We start from the raw sequence: 15,306 nt of genomic DNA, 5'->3' as shown, positions 1-15,306 counted from the left end.
AGTACCGGCCACCGATCGAGGGTCGGTACTTGAAAGACGTCAGGCGACGACTGGTTCGAGTACCGAGGACGTCAGGCGACCGGTCAGGGCTTCTTCGCGACGCCGACCCAGAGGCTGCAGCTGACGTCGGTGAAGACGTTGCGCTCGGCGAGCTGCTCGGTCTCCTCGTCCGGGTGCCAGCGGAACGGGACCTCGACGCCCGGCTCGACCAGCTCCAGACCGGTGAAGAACTGCTCGATCTCGGCCTTGCTGCGGACCTGCGCGTCGCCGCCGTCGGCCTTGTAGACCTGGATCGCCTGCTCCCACATCGCCGGCGCGAAGTCCGGCGTGCAGTGCGAGAAGATCAGGAACGAGCCGGACGCCAGCGGCTCGAGCAGCTGCTGGACGAGCTCGTACGGCTTCTGGTCGTCGGTGATGTAGTGGAAGACCCCGACCAGGCTGAGCGCGACCGGCTTGCTCAGGTCGAGCAGCGAGCGGACCTCGTCCGATTCCAGGATCGCCTGCGGGTTCGTCACGTCGGCCTCGACGTACGCCGTCTCCCCCTCCGGCGCGCTGACCAGCAGGGCACGCGAGTGCGAGAGCACGATCGGGTCGTTGTCGGCGTACACGACGTGCGCCTGCGGCACGATCGCCTGGACCACCTCGTGCAGGTTCGGGCTGGTCGGGATGCCGGTGCCGACGTCGAGGAACTGGGTGATGCCGCGCTCGGCGACGTACTTGGCGGCCCGGTGCATCCACATCCGGTTCGACTGGGCGGCGGTCCGGAACCCCGGGAACGCCTCCAGCAGGTGGTCGCCGGCCGTCCGGTCGATCGCGAAGTTCGACTTGCCGCCGAGGAAGTAGTCGTACACCCGGGCACTGTGCGGCACGCTCAGGTCGATCCGGTCGGCGTTCGCGCTCTCGTCCGGAAGGTCACTCATCGCTGCTCCTCGCGCTGTCCCGTGAAGTAGGAAAGAATCGTAGCGGTTGCGGCGCAGCCCGTGACCAGGCCCTAGCGGTTGATGTACCGGCCGGTCACGCTCTCCGGGAACTCGTGCAGCCGCTGCGGAGTAGTCGCCGCGACGATCCGGCCGCCCTGGTCACCGCCGCCGGGCCCGAGATCGATCACGTGGTCCGCGTTCGCGATCATGTCGGTGTCGTGCTCGATGACGATCACCGTCGCGCCGGCGGCGATCAGGCGGTCGAGCACGGTGAGCAGGACGCGGAGGTCGCCCGGGTGCAGGCCGACGCTCGGCTCGTCGAAGACGAACAGCGTGCCCCGCTGCGGTTTCTCCAGGTCGGCGACGAGCTTGAGGCGCTGCGCCTCGCCGCCGGACAGCGCCGGGGTCGCCTCGCCGAGGATCAGGTAGCCGAGGCCGACCTCGTCGAGCGTGCGCAGCCGGGCCTGCAGCTTGCGGAGCTTGGGGAAGTGGTGGCGAGCCTCGGCGACGGTCAGCGCGAGGGCCTGGGCGATGGTCAGCCCGTCGAGGGTGACTTCGTCGGCCTTCGCGCTGTAGCGGGTGCCGCCGCACAGCGGGCAGGGGATCTCGACGTCGGGGAGGAACTGCACGTCGAGCGAGATCTGCCCGGTGCCCTCGCACTGCGGGCAGCGCAGACTGCCGGTGTTGTAGGAGAAGTCGGCCGCGGCGTACTCGGTGGTCTCCCGGGCGAAGGCCCGGCGGAGATCGTCCAGGAGGTTGCTGTACGTCGCGACGGTCGATCGCACGTTGCGTCCGATCGGAGTCGCGTCGACCACGACCACTCGCTCGATCTCGTCCGCTTCTAGTCGCTGCACATGGGTGGGCAGCGGGCGGTCGTCGTGGCGCGCGCCGAGTGCCGCGGCGGGGCTCTCCAGTACGAGCGTGGTCTTGCCGGAACCGGAGACGCCGGTCACCGCGGTCAGGCGTTGCAGCGGGAAGTCGACGTCCAACGGGTGCAGGGTGAAGCGCGGACCGGTCTCCAGATGGATCCGGCCGTGCTCGAAGACGTCGTCCACCCGCGGGCGGACGACTGTCGGCTCGCGGCCGCTCAGGAACCCGCCGATCAGTGAGCCGCCGGCCGCTTCCAGTTCCGGGATCTTGCCAGCGGCAACTACTCGGCCACCTTGGGAGCCTGCGCCCGGACCGATCTCGATCAGCCAGTCCGCGTGCCGCAGCACCCGGACGTCGTGATCGACCAGCACCACCGAGTTCCCGGTCTCGATCAGCCGGCGCGCGACCTGCATCAGCGCGTCGATGTTGCTCGGGTGCAGCCCGATCGACGGCTCGTCAAGCACGTACAGCAGCCCGGTCGCACTGCTCCGCAGCGTCCGGCTCAGCTGCACCCGCTGCAGCTCACCCGTCGACAGCGTCCGCGACGCGCGCCCCAGCGACAGGTACCCGAGGCCCAGGCCGAGCAGGTGATCGGCGTTCGCCGTGAAGGCTTCGACGATCTGCTCGGCCATCCGCCGCAGCTCCGGGGCGAGTGTTGCCGGCAGCGCGCGGACGAACTCGGTCGTCCGGTCGAGCGGCCAGGTCGAGATCACGTCCAGCGTGACCCCGTTCAGCGGCACCGACCGAGCCCGTTCGTTCAGCCGCGACCCACCACACGTCGGGCACTCGGCGACGTGCACGAACCGGTCCAGCCGCGTCACCGCCGTCTCGCTCTGCGCGTTGCCGAGAGCGTCCTCGATCACCCGGTTCGCGTTCCGGTACGTCGCGTTCAGCTCGAACGCGTTGCCCTTCTTGCTCGCCACCACCACGACCCGCGAGGTCTCCTCGCCGTGCAGCACGGTCTCGCGCTCGGCCGGCGTCAGCTCCCGGAACGGCACATCGGTCCGTACGCCGAGCTGCGCGACCACCTGCGGCAGCAGCCCGGCACCGAACGATCCCCAGGCCGCGACCGCGCCCTGCTCGATCGACAGCGACTCGTCCGGGACGAGCGAACGCTGGTCGATCTGCCGCGTCTCCCCGGTCCCCGAGCAGGTCGGGCAGGCGCCGTCGGAGTTGAACGCGAACTCCTCCGCACCAGGCGCCGCGAACCGCTCCCCGTCGACCGGGCAGGTCGCGAACCCGGTCGAGGCGATCTCGATCGTCGGCGGGACCGGGTGCCCGTTCGGGCAGCGGTGCACGCCGAGCCGCGAGTACATCAGCCGGAGCGCGTTGAGCAGCTCGGTCGCCGTACCGAACGTGCTCCGCACCCCCGGTACGCCGGGCCGCTGGTGCAGCGCGATCGCCGCCGGCACACCGTCGACCGCGTCGACGTCGGCCCGCGCCGCCTGGGAGAGGCGGCGCCGGGTGTAGGTGGAGAGCGCCTCGAGGTAGCGACGCGAGCCCTCGGCGTACAGGACACCGAGCGCGAGCGAGGACTTCCCGGACCCGGAGACCCCGGTCAGCCCGACGAGCTGCCGGAGGGGGACGTCGACGTCGACGTCCTTGAGGTTGTGCACCCGCGCGCCACGCACCGAGACCTGCTCGCCCCATCGCATGAGCTCATCGTAAGGAGCCGACGGCAACGGTCCGGGCGAGGTCAACGCCGGCGCGTGGCGGTCATCGCCTGCTGGTGGGCGGCGATCCGGGCCGGGGTGAGCTCCCGGGAGTAGACGGCGACCTTGCCGACGGCGCCCTGGAACCAGGAGCCGAAGTCGCGGGTGCCGATCCGTAGCGGGGCGGTGCCGTCCGAGGGGACGATGATCTGGCCGGAGATGCTCAGGTCGTCGGTGTCGCGCAGGACGCCGTCGCGGTAGATCTTGGTGTAGCCGTTGGGGTAGCTGGTGCTCTTCGCGTTCGCGTTGATCACCAGGACGTAGTGGATCCAGGCGCCGGCGACGACCGGGTCCTGGAAGTACGAGCCGGCGCCGAGACCGCCGGTGGCGTTGAACAGGTAGCCGGAGATGCGGTTGGGCCGGTTCTCGGTGTTGACCTGGGAGTACATCCGGGCGACGTACTCGTGCTGGTTGGTCTCGCCCTTGCCCATCCAGTGCACGTAGCCGCTGCTCTGGGCGTGCGGGAACTGCAGGGTGTCGGGCCGCATCCACGCCTCGAGCGTGAGGACGCCTTTGGTCGCGGGGCTCAGTACGGCGTGGTCCGGTACCTCGAAGTACCCGGTGGCGCCGTCGAACGCGGTCGCGCGGTCGCCGTTCGGGAGGGTGGTGGCGGTGCGGGAGCCCGCGTAGGTGCCGGTCAGGGCGGCTCCGCCGACGACGGGCGCCTCGCTGCCGGAGGTCGCGCGGGCGAGTCGCCAGAACGCGACCGGGGAGTCCTGGAGCACCGCGCCGTCATAGTTGCCGCAGGCAAACGCCTGGGCGGCGGGCGCGGCGGCCACCGAGGTGGCGGCGGCGAGGGTGAGGGTGAGGAAGCGGCGGCGGCTGGGTGAGTCGGACATGGCGGGTCCTTTCAGGCCGGGCGGGGTGCTGCGGTGGACATGCGGCGAACGACGGTCGCCTTGACGCCGACGGCCTCGACGGAGTCGGAGCCGTCCAGCAGCCGCGAGACGGCCAGCTGGCCGACGCGGTCGCTCTGTCCGGTCACGGTGGTCAGACCGGGGTGAACCAGTTCGGACAGGATGTCGTCGTGGCCGGTCACGCTGACGTCGTCGGGGACGGACTTGCCGAGGCGGCGGAGTCCTTCCACCAGGCCGGCCGCGAGGACGTCGTCGAACGCCATCACCGCGGTCACGCCGTACTCGACGACGGCCGCGGCGGCGGCGACGCCGTCGGCGTGGAAGCCCTCGGTCGGGTCGAGCCGGACGAGCTCGACGTCGAGAGCCTTGGCCCGGTCGGTCACCGTCCGGGCGCGCTGCTTGTTGGACCACGAGGCGGCCGGGCCGGGCAGGTACGCGATCCGGCGATGGCCCTGGCCGACCAGGTCGTCGACGATCTCGCGCAACGCGGCGCGGGAGTCGGTGAAGACGCAGGGGATGCCCTCGACCACCCGGTTCACCAGCACCAGCGGGACGAGCTGGCTGATCTCGCGGATGTGCGAGGTGCTCATCCGGGGCGCGCAGAGCACCACACCGCGGCTCTGCTGGGCGAACTGCTCGCAGACCTCGCGCTCGATGTCGGCGCTGTCGTCGGTGTCGGCGACGAAGATGCCGGTCGACTGCAGCCGCGACACCCGCTGCGCGGCCTTCAGCAGCGTGGTCATGTACGGGTTGGAGATGTCCGGTACGACCAGCCCGATGTTCGGCGAGGTCCCGGTGATCAGCGAGCGGGCCATCACGTTCGGGGAGAACCGCAGCCGGCTCGCCACCTCGCGGACCCGGCGAGAGGTCTCCGGGGAGATCCGGCCCGGGCTGGAGAAGACCCGGGAGACGGTCGAGATCGACACCCCGGCCGCCTCGGCGACGTCCTTGAGAGTTGCCGCCCGCGCCCGCGCGCTCATCTCGCCTCCCGGTCCACCGAACGGTCCGGGCTCAGCGCGGGGTGGGACAGGCCGTCGTACCTGGAAAGGCCGATCGAGCCGGTCGGACCGGCCCATGCCACGCCCAGTTCGCTGAAGAGGCTACCAGTGCTGACCGCTTCGCCGATCAGCCCGGACAGGCCCGGAAGCGTGCGCCGCGTCTCGTCCCCGGCCGGTACGACGTGCTGGTGCGCGGCGATGCTCGTCGGTGCGCCGACCGCCTGGACCGCCGCGTTGACGACGGTGACGAAGGGCCGGACGGCGTCGAGGCTGATCAGCGGATCGGGCGGCCCGTCGAGGTCCCGGAGCGCGGCGAGCAGCGGTGCGACCGGTGCCGGGAGCGCCGGCAGTGCGGACCGGACGCCGTCGGTGACGACGAACCCGGCGGCGTCGCGGTGCCGGACCGTCACCTGCCCGCGCGTGCCGTGCACGGTGACCGACGGTTCGCCGACGATGTCGGCCACGGTGGTTCCGACGGCGAGCACCGTCGGGCCGGACAGCGACCGGACCCGGATCGCCGCGGTGTCGTCGCCGCTGATCTCGTGCACCGAGGAGAACTCGGCCTGCACGCTGTCCGGTCGCCAGGCCGGGTCGACCCGGCGGGCGAGCGTGAGCGCGGTGTGCACGACGTGGGCGAGCGGGTTGAACAGCGGTCCGTCCAGGACCGCCTGGCCGTCGGCGAACCAGGAGCCCGCCCAGGCGTTGCGGGCGTAGTACGAGTCCGGACGGGCCAGGCAGCCGTGGGCGGTGATGCGGGTGACCTCGCCGATCGTCCCGGCGGCCACGACCGTTTCGAGGGCCTCGATCGACGCGCGGGCGAGCTGGAAGCCGACTTCGGCCCGGCGTACGGGCTTGAGCGCGTCGAGCTGTTGCAGCAGCGGGACCGGTGGCTTCTCCAGGTAGAGGGCGATTCCGGCGTCCAGGATGGTGCGGGCGAGCGGGTAGTGGGTGTGCGGCGGGGTCGCGACGACGGCCAGCTCGATCGCTGTCCGGTCGAGAGCTTCCTCGATCGAGCGGGCCCAGATCGGGTCGGCCGCCGCAGCGAGCTGCCGGGTCTCGGCGGTGACGTTCACGTCGACCAGAGCGGCCAGCCGGACGACGCCCTCGGCGTGCCAGGTGAGCAGCTGGTCGAGATGGGTGCGGCCGTAGCCCGCCGTACCGGCGAGCAGGACGGTGGGTCTCATCCCTTCAGCGCTCCCTCGGCCAGGCCCTTGAAGACCTGCTTCTGCAGGAGGAAGTAGACGAGCAGCGGCGGGATCATCACCACGATCGCGGCGGCGGAGATCACCCGCTGGTCGGCGGAGAAGGTCCCGGACAGGTACTGCACGCCGACGTTCACCGGGTACTTCGACGGGTCGCTGAGGATCACCAGCGGCCAGATGAAGTGGTCCCAGGAGTCGAGGAAGCCGAGCACGGCGACCACGGCCAGCGACCCGCGGACCGAGGGCAGCATCACGTGCCAGAACACCTGGAACGGTCCGGCGCCGTCGATCGCCGCCGCCTCGGCCAGCTCGTCGGGGATCCGCAGGAAGGCCTGGCGCATCACGAAGATCGCGACGATCGAGACCGCCTGCGGCAGCACCACCCCGAGCAGGGTGTCGTTCAGCCCGAGGTCGCGGGTGACCAGCATCGTCGACACCAGGATCACCTCGAACGGCAGCACAGCCGTTGCCAGCAGCAACATCGTGTAGAGGCTCCGGCCGCGGAACGCGATCCGGGCCAGCGCGTAACCGGTCAGGGTCGCGAGCACCAGGTTGGTGGTCATCCCCATCGCCGAGATGGCGACCGAGTTGAGCAGGTAGCGGACCAGCGGGATCTGCGTGAACGCGGTCGCGAAGTTCTCCAGCGTCGGGTGCTGCGGCAGCAGCGTGCCGGGGAAACCGACGGCCGACTCGCCCGCGCTCTTCAGCGCCGTACCGGCCTGCCAGAGCAGCGGGCCGAGCACGGTCGCGACGGCGAGCGCCATCAACGGCCAGCGGACGAGCTTCTCGCGGGTGCTGATCGGGGTGCTCATCGGGTCCTCCGGGAGACGAGCCAGCTGAGACCGGACACGACCAGCACGAAGACGAACAGCACCAGGCTGATCGCGGACGCGTAGCCGGCGTCGGTCCCGGGCGAGATGCCCTTCTGGAACAGGTAGACGACGATCGTCTGGGTGGAGTCGCCAGGCCCGCCGCCGGTGATCACGAACGGCTCGGTGAACACCCGCAGCGTCGCGATCGCGGCCAGGATCGCGATCATCACCGTGGTGCCCCGGATCTGCGGCAGCGTGACGCTGAGCGTCCGGCGCAACCAGCCCGCGCCGTCCAGCCGACCGGCCTCGTCGAGCTCGGGGGAGACGTTCTGCAACGCCGCCAGTGTGATCAGCGTGTAGAGCGCGCAGCCCTTCCAGATCGTCACCAGCGTCAGGCTGAACAGCGCCAGGTCGGGATCGGTCAGGAACGGGACCGGCTCGCTGACCAGTCGCAGCCCCTGCAGGACCGTGTTGACCAGGCCGTCGGAGTTCAGCAGGTACTGGAAGACGACCGCGATGACGGCCAGCGGGAGCACCATCGGCGAGAAGAGCAGCGGCCGGACCAGGGCGGCGCCGCGCAGTCTGGTGTTGACCAGTACCGCCAAGCAGGTCGACATGATCACCAGGGCGGGGACGCAGACCGCCATGTAGAGGAAGGTGCGACCGGCGGCGTTCCAGAAGGTGGTGTCGGCCAGCAGTTCGGAGAAGTTGGCCAGACCGGTGAACCGGCCACCGCCGAGCGTGCTGGCATCGGTGAAGGCCAGAACGAACGTGTTCGCCAGCGGCAGGAACAAGAACGTGATCTGCAGCGCGAGCGCCGGGCCGATGAACAACAGCGGTACGTACCAGCGGTGCCGGCGCGCGGCGGGGGCGGCGACGCGCCGGACCCGCACCCGGCGGCCGGTGGCGATGGTGGTCACTTCTGCCGCTCTTGGAGGATCTTGGTCAGCTTGGCCTCGGCGTCGCCGAGCGCCTGGGCCGGCGGGACGTCGCCGATGATCGCGGGCTGGACGGCCGACCACAGCGTCGCGCCGTACTCCGCGTCCGCGGCGGGCGGCTTGACCGTGGTCCGGCCGTCGCGCAGACCGGTGGCCGCGATCCGGCGGGCGGCCGCGGTCAGGTCACCGTCGCCGACGGCGAAGAACGGGTCGTTCAGCGACGCCGTCGTACTGGGGAAGACGCTGGAGACCTTCGCGAGCGCCAGCTGGTTCTCGGCCGAGGTGAGGAACTTCGCGAACGCCACGGCGGTCGGCAGGTTGCCGGACTTGGTGGGGACGGCCAGACCGTGCGCGACCACCCAGGTCCGCTTGGCCGCGTCGCCGAGCGGCTTGCCGACCGCGACGCTGCCGAACACGGCCGGCGAGTTCTCCTTGATGATCTTGAGCCGGGAGCCACCCGACTCCAGGTACGCCGTCTTGCCCTCGGAGAAGGTCTCGATCTCGCTGCGTTCCTTGGCGCTGACGCTGTCCTTCGGGATGCCGCCGGAGCGGTAGAGCTCGGCGAGCTTCGCGACGAAGGCGACGGCTTCGGGAGTGTTGACGACGGCCTTGGCGCCGGTCTCGTCGACGAGCGGGACCCCGACGGTGAGCAGCGAGTTCGCGAAACCGGTCTCGGTCGGCTGGAAGCCCGCGACGCCGGTCGCCTTCGCGATCTGCGCCGAGCGGGTGAGCAGTTCGTCGTACCCGGTGGGGTCGGGGCTGGAGCCGAGGCCGGCCTTGCCGAGGACCGCCTTGTTCGCGATCAGGACCGGGGTGTTCAGGTACCAGGGCAGGGCTGCCGCGCCGGTGCCGCCGAAGGCGAACGACTGCCAGGCGGTCGCGACGTAGCTGTCCTTGACGTCCCCGGCGGCCGTGGCCATGTCGACGGTGAGGCCCTTGCGGCCGAGCGGGGCCAGCGTCCCGGTGTCGAGGTCCATCACGTCCGGCAGCGTCCCGGCGATCGCGTCGGCGCTGACCTTACGGGCGGCGGCGTTGCTCGGGATGTCGGTCCACTTCACCGTCGTCCCGGGGTACTTGGCCTCGAACGCGTCGATGGTCGCCTTCAGGTAGTCGTCGAAGGTCGGCGACAGCTGCATCGTCTGGAAGGTGATCGTCCCCTCGACCTTGCCGCCGGTGTCGACCGGCGCGGTCGCCGGGGCGCCACCGAGACCGCAGCCGGTCAGCAGCAGCGCCGCGCCGGCGGCGACGGCGGTCATCCGAGGGTGTCGTGTCAGCGCTGGCATGAGAGTTCCTCCGGATCTGTGCAAACCTTTGACAAACGGTAGGGGAACCGTAGGCTGGTCCTGCCTTGTGGTCAACAGCTTCTGCTGTTCCACTCAGGATTGGTTCCCGAATCTGTGCAAACCTTTGACAAGGACGTGAGGCATGGCCGGAACGCTGAGCGATCGCGGTGAGCGGTGGATCGACGACCTGCTGGGCCGGTTGACCCCGGCGCAGAAGCTGGCCCAGCTGGTGCTGGTCGTGCCCGGGGTGGCCGACTGCCGCCCGGACGCCGCGACGCGGGCGGCGCTCGAGCTGGGGATCGGGGCGCTGCACAGTGTCCCGGCGATGCCGGTCTCCGCCGCCGCGCGGTATCACGACGAGGTCGGGCAGACCTGCGCCGCGGCCGGCCTGCCGTCGGCGCTGCTCGCGGGCAACCTGGAGAGCGGCCTGGCCTACGCGCTCGGCAGCGGCGGGACCGATTTCCCCTACCCGCGCGGGATCGGGCTCACCGGTGACGCGGAGCTGGCCTACCGGGTCGCCGCGGCCGGAGCGCTGGAGGCGCGGGCCGCCGGGTTCCACTGGACCTTCAGCCCCTGCGTCGACGTGATCACCGTGCCCGACGACCCGATCCTCGGCATCCGGGCGTACGGCGTACCAGCGGAGCAGACCGCGGCGCTCGGTGCCGCGCAGATCCGTGGCTACCAGGACCACGGGATGCTCGCGACGGCCAAGCACTTCCCGGGACACGGGGACAGCAGCGTCGACAGCCACCTGGATCTGCCGCGGGTCGCGCGGACCGCCGAGCAGCACGAGGAGATCCACCTGGCGCCGTTCCGGGCGGCCGTCGAGGCCGGCGTGGCGTCGATCATGGTCGCGCACCTGGAGCTCCCGGCGCTCGGCATCGACGTCCCGGCGACCTTCTCGCGCACGGTCAACCGGGTGTGGTTGCGGGAGGAGTTGGGCTTCGAGGGGGTGATCATCACCGACTCGCTCGGGATGGCCGCGGTCTCTCGCCAGTACGACGTCGCCGAGGGCGCGGTGCTGGCGTTGCGGGCCGGCGCCGATGTGGCGAACGCGAAGTGCGCGGCCGCTGAGGCGCCGCGGATCGTCGACCACCTGCTCGCGGCGCTGGCCGAGGGGCGGCTCGACGAGGAGCAGATTGACGCGAGCGTCCGGCGGTTGCTGCGGGCGCGGGTGGCGATCGGGCTCGACGACCCGCAGCCACTGGATTTCGAGCGGGCGGCGGCGCTCGACGAGGCGCTGACGTGGGAGGACCCGCGCCGGTCGGCGACGGTGTCGTTGTTCATGCGGGAGCCAGTGGTTGTCGGACCGAAGCAGGTTGTGGTGGGGGACTCCGCTCTGGCCCGCAGGTTCAGCGAGGTCGGTGTGCGGCGTCGGCTGCAGGTGACCTTGGAGCCCGAAGCGTTGGTGCCGGGTGCGCTGGCGAAGGTCGGCGCGCGGAACCCCGGGGCGTTGCTGATTCCGGTGGTCGACCCCGGTGCGGTGCCGCTCGCCCGGCAGCTCGAGGTGGTGCGTGACGCCGTGGGGGATGCGAACGCAGTCGTGGTGATCAACTCCGGGGAGCCCGCGGAGGCCTTCGCGGAGTGCGCCGGGCGGGTGCTGACGGCGCCGGCCGTGGACGCGTTCGGGATCGTGACCGACGCCGCGATCGACGCGGCGTTCGACGTACTGACCAACGAGGAGTGAGTTGATGACCGTCGGGATCGACCATCCGCCGCGGACGCGGACCTATCCGACCCGGGACGCGCTCGGGCTGGCGTCGGCCGGGGACGCTGCGACGGTGCTGCGGCAGGCGATCGCGGAACGCGGGCAGGCCCGGTTGATGCTGGCCGCGGCGCCGAGCCAGGCCGCGACCCTGACCGCGCTGGCGCGGCAGCCGGGGATCGACTGGGATCGCGTGGTCTGCTTCCACATGGACGAGTACGTCGGCCTGGCGCCGGACGCGCCGCAGGGCTTCGCGAACTGGCTGCGCGCCACCTTCCTCGATCAGGTGCCACAGGCAACTTTCTGGCCGATCGAGCCGGCTGCCGACCCGGAGACGGTGGCGAAACGGTACGAGGAGCTGATGGGGGACGAGCCGTTCGACCTGGTGCTGCTCGGCCTCGGCGTCAACGGGCACCTCGCCTTCAACGACCCGCCGGCCGACTTCGGTGATCCGCGGGCGGCGAAGGTGGTCGCGCTGGATGCGACGAGCCGCCGGCAACAGGTCGACGAGGCGCACTTCGCCACGCTGAACGACGTACCGACGCACGCGGTGACGGTGACGATCCCGCGACTGCTGAACGCGCGGGAGGTGATCGCCTCGGTCCCCGGCGCACCGAAGCGGCAGGCGGTGCACGACACGCTGACCCGGCCGATCGGGCCGGACTTCCCGGGGACCGCGTTGCGCACCCACCCGCGGGTCCGGCTCTTCCTCGACGTCGAGTCGGCGCCCGATGGCCGGGGTTGAGCCGCAGGTTCTGACCGGCGCGCGGCTGGTGCTGCCCGACGAGGTCGTCGACGGGTTCTCGGTGGTCGTCCGCGACGGTGTGATCGCGGCCGTCGTACCGGATGCGGAGGCGCCGGCGTCCACCGCCCGGTACGACGGCTGCACGATCGTGCCGGGGCTGGTGGACCTGCACGTGCACGGCGGCGGTGGGCGGTCGTTCGACGAGCCCGACCCGCAGGCGCATCGCGAGGTGGTGGCGTTCCACGCGCGGCACGGCGTCACCACGCTGCAGGCGTCACTGGTCTCGGCCGCGCCGAACGAGTTGGAGCAGCGCCTCGACGCGCTGGCCGGGTCAGTGGGTCGCGGCGGGCTGCACGGCGTGCACCTGGAGGGCCCGTACCTCGCCGCCGACCAGTGCGGCGCGCACGACCCGTCCGTCCTGCGGGCGCCGTCACCCGCCGACGCCGACCGGCTGCTCGCGCGCGATGGCCTGGTGACGATGGTGACCGTCGCCCCCGAGCTGAACGGTGCCGCCGAGTTCGTACGCCTTCTCGCCGGCGCGGGTGTCGTGGTGGCCGCCGGGCACAGCTCGGCCCGCGCCGCGGACTTCAATGCGGCGGTCGCCGGCGGGCTGAGTCACCTCACCCATCTCTGGAGCTGCCAGTCCACGACAGTGCGCGAGGGACCGTACCGGGTCCCCGGCCTGCTGGAGGAGTCGCTCGCCTCCGACGGTCTGACCGCGGAGATCATCGCCGACGGGCACCACCTGCCGCCGGTGCTGATCGAGATCGCCCGCCGCTGCCTGCCCGGGCGGCTGGTCGCGGTCTCCGACGCCACCCCGGGCGCCGGGATGCCGAACGGGTACCGCTACCGCCTCGGTGTCGTCGAGTGCGAGGTGGTCGACGGCGTCGGCAAGATCGTCGGCCAGGACGCCTTCGGCGGCAGCGTCACGCCGTTGAGTCAGATGCTCGTCCACCTGCACCGCGGGCTCGGCTGGCCGCTGCCCGAGGCCGTCGCCGCCACCAGTACGCGGCCCGCGCAGGTGCTCGGCCTCGACCGGAAGGGCCGGCTGGCGCCCGGTCACGACGCAGACCTGGCGGTGCTCGGCGGGGACCTGTCGGTCGTCGCGACGATGTCCGGCGGCCGGTGGATCCACCGCTCGCCGTCCGTGTCCAGTGAGGAGACCCGATGAAGACGCTCACCGACCTGTACGACGCCCTGTCCGCTCCGACCCCCGAGGTCGTGGACGGCCTGGCCCAGCTCGACGGCGACCTGATGCTGCTCGGCGTCGGCGGCAAGCTCGGCCCCGAGCTCGCGCTGATGGCCCGCCGGGCGCTGGACAAGGCCGGCAAGGACAACCGCGTGATCGGCGTGGCCCGCAACCTCGACGACGAGACCGCGACTCGGCTGCGGGACGGCGGCGTCGAGCTGGCCAAGGCCGACCTGATGGACGGCGACCAGCTCGCCGCCCTGCCGTCCGCGCCGAACGTGATCTACCTGGCCGGCCGCAAGTTCGGGACAAGTGGCGGCGAGCACCAGACCTGGGCGCTGAACTCGTACCTGCCCGGCCTGGTCGCGCAGCGCTTCCGCGACGCCCGGATCGTTGCCTTCAGCACCGGAAATGTCTACCCGCTGCTCCCGGTGACGTCCGGCGGCGCCGACGAGACCGTCGCTCCGGACCCGGTCGGCGAGTACGCCCAGTCCTGCCTGGGCCGCGAGCGGCTCTTCGAGCACTGGTCGCGCACCAACGGCACGCCGGTGGCGATCGCGCGGCTGAACTACGCGGTCGAGCTGCGGTACGGCGTACTGCTGGAGCTGGCGCGGACGGTCGCCCGCGGCGAGCCGGTGGACCTGCGGATGGGCAACGTCAACGTGATCTGGCAGGGCGACGTGAACGCGTGGACGCTGCGGATGCTGGAGCACTGCTCGGCGCCGCCGTTCGTGCTGAACCTGGCCGGACCCGAGACCGCGTCGGTGCGCTGGGTCGCGGAACGCTTCGGCGAGCTGCTCGGCGTACCGGTGCGGTTCTCCGGGACGGAGGAGCCGACGGCGCTGCTGTCGAACGCGGCGAAGGCGCACCGGCTGTTCGGATACCCGCAGGTCGCGCTCGGCACGCTGCTGGAGTGGACGGCCGACTGGGTGCGTTCCGATGGCGCGACGCACGACAAGGCGACGCACTTCCAGCAGCGCGACGGGCGGTTCTGAGATGTTGCCTGAAGCAACTGCTGCCGCGCTCCGCGAGGGCGTCCTGATCCCGGCCCACCCGCTGGCGCTGACACCCGACCTGCAGCTCGACGTACGCCGCCAGCGGGCGCTCAGCCGCTACTACCTCGACGCCGGCGCCGGTGGTCTCGCCGTCGGTGTGCACACCACCCAGTTCGGCATCCGCGACGCCGGCCTGCTCGAACCTGTGCTGCGGCTGGCTGTCGAGACGGTTCGCGAGACGCCGCGGGACCGGCCGATCGTGATGGTGGCCGGTGTCGCCGGTCCGGTCGAGCAGGCCGTCGCCGAGGCGAAGCTCGCGGCCGAGCTCGGGTACGACCTGGCGATGGTGATCTTGCGCGGGCTCGGCGACGCGTCCGAGGACGAGCTGATCGAGCACATCGCGGCCGTCGGTGAGGTGCTGCCGGTGTTCGGGTTCTACCTGCAGCAGGCCGTCGGCGGTCCGGCGCTGCCTCACAGCTTCTGGGCCCGGCTGGCCGAGCTGCCGAGCCTGGCGGCGATCAAGATCGCGCCGTTCGACCGGTACCGGACGATCGATGTGGTCCGCGCGGTCTGTACGTCGAGCCGCGCCGCCGAGGTCGCGCTCTACACCGGGAACGACGACAACATCGTCGCGGACCTGCTGACGACGTACCGGTTCATGGTCGACGGGAAGCAGGTGTCGCAGCGGATCGTCGGTGGGCTGCTCGGGCAGAACGCCGTCTGGACGCGGGCCGCGGTCGAGCTGTTCGAGCGGGTCCGCCGGGAGCCCGTCTCCGCCGAGCTGCTGACGCTGGGGGCGCAGCTCACCGACGCCAACGCTGCCGTCTTCGATGTGGCCGGGAACTTCGCGGGCTGCGTGGCCGGGATCCACGAGGTGCTGCGCCGGCAGGGGCTGCTGGACGGGATCCACCTGCTCGACCCCGAAGAGCGGCTGTCCCCGGGACAGGCCGAGGAGCTGGACCGGGTGATCGCGGCGTACCCGCACCTGACCGACGACGCGTTCGTGGCCGCCCACTTGAATCGATGGCTTGAGCACGGAGAGTGATCACTGCGTGACTGCAAGATTGCAGTCACAAATAG

Annotated in this window: 13 protein-coding genes; 5 read left to right on the top strand and 8 right to left on the bottom strand. The window is 71.4% G+C overall.

Annotation, left to right across the window (positions count from 1 at the left end; genetic code table 11):
* Positions 1-83 precede the first annotated feature (83 nt).
* The 8 genes from ACZ6Z4_RS18310 to ACZ6Z4_RS18275 form a co-directional block, all read right to left on the bottom strand.
* Positions 84-920: an SAM-dependent methyltransferase gene (locus ACZ6Z4_RS18310; protein WP_363671856.1), complete on the bottom strand. Its 837-nt coding sequence runs from the start codon at positions 918-920 to the stop codon at positions 84-86.
* Positions 921-991: 71 nt separating this feature from the next.
* The gene (locus ACZ6Z4_RS18305) at positions 992-3,445 is read right to left on the bottom strand and encodes an excinuclease ABC subunit UvrA (protein WP_465565175.1); all 2,454 of its coding nucleotides are present in this window, start codon (positions 3,443-3,445) and stop codon (positions 992-994) included.
* A 41-nt stretch (positions 3,446-3,486) separates the two neighbouring features.
* Positions 3,487-4,341, bottom strand: a complete 855-nt coding sequence (locus tag ACZ6Z4_RS18300; protein WP_465565173.1) for a LamG domain-containing protein — start codon at positions 4,339-4,341, stop codon at positions 3,487-3,489.
* Positions 4,342-4,352: 11 nt separating this feature from the next.
* Positions 4,353-5,339 carry a LacI family DNA-binding transcriptional regulator gene (locus tag ACZ6Z4_RS18295; protein WP_465565170.1) on the bottom strand — a complete coding sequence of 329 codons (987 nt, stop codon included), beginning with the start codon at positions 5,337-5,339 and terminating at the stop codon, positions 4,353-4,355.
* Positions 5,336-6,541, bottom strand: a complete 1,206-nt coding sequence (locus tag ACZ6Z4_RS18290; RefSeq protein WP_465565168.1) for a Gfo/Idh/MocA family protein — start codon at positions 6,539-6,541, stop codon at positions 5,336-5,338. The genes ACZ6Z4_RS18295 and ACZ6Z4_RS18290 overlap by 4 nt, the downstream gene beginning before the upstream one ends.
* The gene (locus ACZ6Z4_RS18285; protein WP_465565165.1) at positions 6,538-7,371 is read right to left on the bottom strand and encodes a carbohydrate ABC transporter permease; all 834 of its coding nucleotides are present in this window, start codon (positions 7,369-7,371) and stop codon (positions 6,538-6,540) included. The genes ACZ6Z4_RS18290 and ACZ6Z4_RS18285 overlap by 4 nt, the downstream gene beginning before the upstream one ends.
* Positions 7,368-8,291, bottom strand: a complete 924-nt coding sequence (locus ACZ6Z4_RS18280) for a carbohydrate ABC transporter permease (protein WP_465565159.1) — start codon at positions 8,289-8,291, stop codon at positions 7,368-7,370. Before ACZ6Z4_RS18280 ends, ACZ6Z4_RS18285 begins: the two co-directional genes overlap by 4 nt.
* Positions 8,288-9,565: an ABC transporter substrate-binding protein gene (locus ACZ6Z4_RS18275; RefSeq protein WP_465565154.1), complete on the bottom strand. Its 1,278-nt coding sequence runs from the start codon at positions 9,563-9,565 to the stop codon at positions 8,288-8,290. Before ACZ6Z4_RS18275 ends, ACZ6Z4_RS18280 begins: the two co-directional genes overlap by 4 nt.
* A gap of 169 nt (positions 9,566-9,734) precedes the next feature.
* On the opposite strand from ACZ6Z4_RS18275, the gene ACZ6Z4_RS18270 reads away from it, so the two are divergent.
* The 5 genes from ACZ6Z4_RS18270 to ACZ6Z4_RS18250 are packed head-to-tail and all read left to right on the top strand — an operon-like array spanning position 9,735 to position 15,271.
* Positions 9,735-11,279 carry a glycoside hydrolase family 3 protein gene (locus ACZ6Z4_RS18270; RefSeq protein WP_465565151.1) on the top strand — a complete coding sequence of 515 codons (1,545 nt, stop codon included), beginning with the start codon at positions 9,735-9,737 and terminating at the stop codon, positions 11,277-11,279.
* A 4-nt stretch (positions 11,280-11,283) separates the two neighbouring features.
* Positions 11,284-12,042 carry a 6-phosphogluconolactonase gene (locus tag ACZ6Z4_RS18265; RefSeq protein WP_465565148.1) on the top strand — a complete coding sequence of 253 codons (759 nt, stop codon included), beginning with the start codon at positions 11,284-11,286 and terminating at the stop codon, positions 12,040-12,042.
* On the top strand, positions 12,029-13,213 hold the full coding sequence (locus ACZ6Z4_RS18260; RefSeq protein ID WP_465565145.1) for an N-acetylglucosamine-6-phosphate deacetylase: 1,185 nt from the start codon (positions 12,029-12,031) through the stop codon (positions 13,211-13,213). The genes ACZ6Z4_RS18265 and ACZ6Z4_RS18260 overlap by 14 nt, the downstream gene beginning before the upstream one ends.
* Positions 13,210-14,226, top strand: a complete 1,017-nt coding sequence (locus ACZ6Z4_RS18255; protein ID WP_465565142.1) for an NAD-dependent epimerase/dehydratase family protein — start codon at positions 13,210-13,212, stop codon at positions 14,224-14,226. Before ACZ6Z4_RS18260 ends, ACZ6Z4_RS18255 begins: the two co-directional genes overlap by 4 nt.
* Before the next feature lies 1 nt (position 14,227).
* Positions 14,228-15,271, top strand: a complete 1,044-nt coding sequence (locus ACZ6Z4_RS18250) for a dihydrodipicolinate synthase family protein (protein WP_465565139.1) — start codon at positions 14,228-14,230, stop codon at positions 15,269-15,271.
* Positions 15,272-15,306: the final 35 nt, after the last annotated feature.

The sequence above is a fragment of the Kribbella sp. NPDC104740 genome (assembly GCF_055583505.1).
Note: the sequence above shows the minus strand (reverse complement) of the source record. Positions and strands in the feature narration are given on the sequence as shown.